A 5,557-nucleotide genomic window follows, 5' to 3' on the forward strand; every position below is an offset into this window, starting at 1 on the left:
GATCCCTTGGCCGCAAGCTCGGCGATGCCGCTGCCGGCCAGTTGCTGGCCAAGCGCGATCTCGGGCAGGTCGATCTGCTTGATGTCGATGGAAACCGGCAGCGTCGTCGTGCCCCCGCTCGGCGCTGGCTGCGTGCTGGCCACCGGCAATCGCGCCAGCTCAATACGCTCGGCAGCGATACGGTCGGCGCTGAAGTTTTTCGACAGCAGCGCCAGCGGCGACCAGTCGACGGCGACCTTGCGCGCCACCAGCCAGGCGCCCTCGCGGTCCTCCAGCACGACATGGTCGACGCTGAGCGCTCCGGACCAGATGCCATCTATGCCGCTGACCGTGATCTTGCGGTCATCGTTCGAAGCCAGCCGCGAAATGATGCCGGCGAGATTGTCGCGGCCGCGCTCGGTCTTGGTCAGCACCACGAGCGCCCCGATGGCGCCAGCGACCACGATCAGCAGCGTGTAGAAAACAATGCGGAGGATGCGCCAGACTGTTTTCATCGCTCAGAATGCCTGTCCGATGCCGGCATAGATGCCGAAATGCGGGTCACCCGGATCACGGTTGAGCGGCACGGCGGCATCGACGCGCAGTGGCCCGAACGGCGTGACATAGCGCAGCCCGACGCCGGCGCCGACCTTGACATCGGAGAAATCGGGAGCTGATTTGGTCGATACGGTGCCGGCGTCGACGAACGGCACGATGCCGATCGTATCGGTGATGGCGATGCGCATCTCGACCGAGGTTTCGAAGAAGGACAGGCCGCCGATCGGCTGGCCGGTGAAGTCCTTGGGTCCGATGCCCTGATAGGCATAGCCGCGCACCGAACCGCCGCCCCCGGAATAAAAGCGCCGGTCGGCTGGCACATGTTCGAGGCTGGTGCCGACGATCGAACCGATGGCGACACGTTCGGCCAGGACGAACTTCGAAGCCGAATCCAGCGACTGATAGGCCGACCCTTCGCCCCTCAGCTTCAGGAACGCCGCACCGCTCAAAATGTCGTAGCTGGGCTCGGCATAGGCCAGCACCCGGAAGCCGCTTGTCGGGTTCAGCCGGTTGTCCCGGTTGTCATAGACATATTGCAGCGGAATGCTGGCGATCAGGTATTTGTGCTTGCCGAAAGCGTCGTGGATGCGGGAATAATCGAGCGCCACCTCGGCGGAAACCGTCTGCTTCTTGGTCAGCTCGTAGGACAGCCCGGTGCTGCCCTTGACCGAGAAATGGTCATAGGCGTCAGGATGTTCGAGTACCGTCTTGACGCCGGCGAAGAACTTCGATGCCGGCCCGATCACGCCCGGCTTTTCGAACATGATGCCGGCATTGTAGTTGAGCTCGCCGAGATCATTGCTGCCGATGCCGCTGATCTTGCCGTCGATGCGCAGCTTCTCGGCCCGGCCGAACAAATTTCGGTGGCCCCAATAACCTTCCAGGCCCAGCCCCTCGGTGTTGGAGAAGGTGCCGCCGACGCCGAAATAGCGTGGCTTGCGCTCGCTGACCTGGACGCCGATCGGAATGTTGCCGTCGGCATCGAGCGTGTCGGCTTCCTTGAACGTCACGCTGTTGAAGACCTCGAGCGCCAGCAGCCGGTCGCGCGCGTCATCGATCTCTTGCGGCGAGTACTGCCGGCCGCGCTTGAGGCCGGTCATGTATTCGGTGAAGTCGCGGTCGACCTTTTCGGTGCCTTCCACCGTTGTGTCGCCATAGCCGGCGACCGGCCCAGCGGCGACCGTCAGCGTCACGTCCAGCGTCGAAGTAGCGTGGTCGGCGACGATCTGCCGGTCCGTCACCTCTGCCAGCGGCCTGCCTTGCTCCTTCAGCGTCCGCACGATCAGCGCCTCGGCCTTGAGCACAGCGCCGGATCCCGCATCGCCGCCTGATATCAAGCCGTAATCGGCGCTCATCAGCCCTGCCGCGTCGCCCTCAAGGTGGATATTGCCCAAGGTGAATTTCGGCCCGCTGGCAATGTCGATGACCACGGGAACCGGCTGCGGCCCCTTGAATTCGGCATCCGGCGGCAAATCGTCGAGCGGCTTGCCGTCGATGGTGACGGTGACGACGCCTTCGTAGCGGGCATCGGCATAGAGCGCGGCGACAAGCTGTTCGCGGTCGCTGCGCGCCTTGGCCATCAGCCCGAGCGAGCCGGAAACCGGACGCTCCTCGTCACTCTTCAGCGCCGAGGCATTTTCGAGCTTCTTGACCAAATCCTTGTCGGCGTCGGGGACGGAAATGGTAACGGCGTAGCGCAGGGGATCGACGATATCGGCATCCTCGTCGCTGGACGATCCCCACAGCTTGATGCCGAAAAGCTCGAAAGCGGCCGCCGGCCGCGATTCGGCGACGAGCACGGTCGAGCACATCATGGCCAGCAGCAGGGCGCGCGGAAGCGCACGCCCTGGCGCGCGACCTCCTGACATCTGCTCTTCATGCGCCGGCATTAAGACAACCTAGATTACAAAACTAAAATTGGAATGAAGTTCTGAAGCGCTCGTAAAGGGGCCACAATCCAATTGTCTGAAATAGGGCGGGCTTGGAATTCACACCTTTTGCGTCGCCGCAAGAAAGCGTGATCCCCTGTCCTATGGAGGTACTACCGGTCATCGGCCGGAAAGGAAACCGTTGGCAGGCGGAACCCTGCCGCGTCCTCGTGTTGACAAGCCTGACTGAAGCTTGATCATGCCCGGACGTCAGCTGTGTCTGGAGGTGTTATGGCAATGCGCGCGGCTCGTGGTCTGTCTATCCTGATTCTTCTGTTTTTCGCCTGGGCCAATGTCCTGGCCTGGAGCAGCGCCGCGCAAGCGGCCGAGGCCCGGCGGATCGCGACAACGGACAATTCCGATTATTTCGGCTTTGATCTCAGGTCCGACCAGAATGTGACAATCGACCAGTGCAAGACGACATGCCTGGGAGACCCGGCCTGCCGCGCCTTCACCTACAACAAAAAAGCCAAATGGTGCTTCCTCAAATCCGACTACAACCAGCTGAAAACCTTCAACGGCGCGGTCGCGGGCAAGGTCGTCAACATCGATGGCGATCCTGATATCGGCGCGCCGCCGGAACTCGCTTTCTTCCCCAACTGGATGGCCGATCAGGCCCAGCAATACCGCAACAAGCTGCTCGGCCCGGCCTATGACAAGCCGACCGAAGGCATGGCTGGCTTGCTTAACGCCGCCGAACAGGCCGTGCTGACCGGCGATCACCGCTCCGCCATGATGAAATACGAGGCCGCGGTCTCGGTGCTGCCCGAAGATGGCCAGCTCTGGCTTAACCTGGCGCGTGAAACGCTGGCCGTGCAGCCTGCCGCAAGCACCTCCGAAGCCTCCACTTTGCCGGCGAACGGCACGTCGGCCGCTTTCAATGCCTATAAATTGCTGCGCACCACCAAGACGCGCGCCGAAGTGCTGGCGCTGCTCGGCAACGGGCTCGACAAGCGCGATCTCTACCGGCCGGCGCTGCAGGCCTATGAGGCCAGCCTTGCGCTGAACCCTTCGCCGGCGGTCCAGGCCGACTATGCCGATCTCAAGGCCCGCAAGGGTTTCCGCGTTGTCGATCACACCATCGACGCCGACACCAGCGCGCCGCGCATCTGCGCGCAATTCTCCGAGGATCTGGTCAAGACCGGCGTCGACTACGCGCCGTTCGTCACCGTCGACAACGCGCCACCCAAGGGCGTCGAGGCCAAGGACAAGCAAATCTGCGTCGAAGGGCTGGAGCATGGTCAGCATTACGACGTCACCTTCCGCGCCGGCCTGCCGGCGGCAATCGGCGAAGTGACCGCGGCCCCCGTGGTGCTGTCGATCTATGTCCAGGACCGCGCACCGTCCGCCCGCTTCACCGGTGACAGCTTCGTGCTGCCGGCCGGCGCGCGCCGCGGCATTCCGATCGTCACCGTCAACATGAATGCCGCCGAAATGAAGCTCTACCGCGTCGGCGATCGTTCGCTGGCCCAGCTTCTGTCGGGCTACCAGTTCCTGCACCAGCTCGACGGCTACGACATCTCCAACATTTCCGAGCAGATGGGCGCGCCGGTCTGGCAAGGCCAGCTCGACATCGCCAACGATCTCAACAAGGAGGTCACCACCTCCTTCCCGGTCGACGAGGCGGTGCCGCAGCGCAAGCCCGGCGTCTATGTGCTGACCGCCCAGGCCGTCAACGACAAGAGCGACAACTACAATTCGATGGCCACGCAATGGTTCGTCGTCTCCGACATCGGCCTGTCGACCTATACCGGCCAGGATGGGTTGAATGTCTTTGCCCGTTCGCTGGGCAGCGCCAAGCCGATCGCCGGCGCCGAACTGACGCTGGTTGCCAGGAACAATGAGGTTCTCGGCACGGCGACATCGGATGCCGACGGCCATGCCGTCTTCAACCCCGGCCTGACGCGCGGCGACGGCGGCATGGTGCCGGCCGTGCTGATGGCCAAGCAGGGCGACAATGATTTCGTCTTTCTAGACATGGGCCGGGCCGGCTTCGACCTGTCCGACCGCGGCGTCACCGGGCGCGCGGCGCCAGGTGCGCTGGACGTCTATGCCTGGACCGAACGCGGCATCTACCGCGCCGGCGAGGATGTCCATGTCGCGGCCCTTGCCCGCGACGGCGCCGCCAAGGCGGTCGAGAACCTGCCGCTGACCTTCGTCTTCTCGCGCCCCGACGGTGTCGAAAGCCGCCGCATCGTCAGTGATGGCGCTTCGGCCGGCGGCCATGCCGTCGACCTGCCGCTCGAACCCAACGCCATGCGAGGCACCTGGTCGGTGTCGATATACACCGATCCCAAGCAGCCGGCCGTGGCCAGCCAGATGTTCCTGGTCGAGGATTTCGTGCCGGATCGCATCGAATTCGACATGAAGGCCGACAAGCAGGAAATCGCCCAGGGCGAAACCGCCAACATCGACATTGACGGCCGCTTCCTCTATGGCGCGCCGGCGGCGGGCCTGGCGCTGGAAGGCGAACTGACGCTGTCGACGTCGCGCGACTGGGACCGCTTCCAGGGCTTTTCCTTCGGTCTCGCCGACGAACAGTCGGCCGAACCCACGGTCACTCCCCTCGCCGATCTGCCGGTGGTCGGCGATGACGGCAAGGTGACCTTCCCGGTCTCCGTCGACCAACTGCCCTCGACCACCAAGCTGGTCGACGCCAAGGTGACGGTCAGGATGCGCGAAACCGGCGGCCGCGCCATCGAGCGTTCGCTCAACATCGGCATCCGCCCGCAAGGCCATATGATCGGCATCCGTCCGGATTTCGCCGACAATGAAGTGCCCCAGGGCGGCATCGCCAAGTTCAGCCTGATCGCCGTCGATCCCGACGGCAAGCGTGAGGCGCTGAAAGGCGCGCAGTGGACGCTGGTCAAGGTCGAACGCAATTACCAGTGGTACCGCTCCAACAATTCCTGGAACTACGAACCTGTCACCTTCACCAAGTCGATCGCCAACGGCCAGGTCGACCTTAGCGCCGACGGCGACGCGACGGTCTCCGTGCCGGTCGATTGGGGTCAGTACCGCCTCGAGGTCGAGACATCGGATCCCGAGGGACCGGCGACAAGCTACGAGTTCGATGCCGGCTGGTATGTCTC

Annotated in this window: 2 protein-coding genes and 1 pseudogene; 1 reads left to right on the forward strand and 2 read right to left on the reverse strand. The window is 63.8% G+C overall.

Annotation, left to right across the window (positions count from 1 at the left end; all coding sequences use genetic code 11):
- A pseudogene (locus EOD15_RS27455) lies at positions 1 to 494 on the reverse strand (hypothetical protein); the annotation flags it as partial.
- A 3-nt stretch (positions 495 to 497) separates the two neighbouring features.
- Positions 498 to 2,426 (reverse strand): autotransporter assembly complex family protein, encoded by a 1,929-nt coding sequence (locus tag EOD15_RS27460; protein WP_127321657.1) that lies wholly within the window; start codon positions 2,424 to 2,426, stop codon positions 498 to 500.
- Between the two features lie 270 nt (positions 2,427 to 2,696).
- On the opposite strand from EOD15_RS27460, the gene EOD15_RS27465 reads away from it, so the two are divergent.
- Positions 2,697 to 5,557 (forward strand): alpha-2-macroglobulin family protein (locus EOD15_RS27465; RefSeq protein WP_185929090.1); only part of this gene is annotated, 2,861 nt, incomplete at its 3' end.

Source organism: Mesorhizobium sp. M7A.T.Ca.US.000.02.2.1, from assembly GCF_003996995.1.
Lineage (GTDB): Bacteria > Pseudomonadota > Alphaproteobacteria > Rhizobiales > Rhizobiaceae > Mesorhizobium.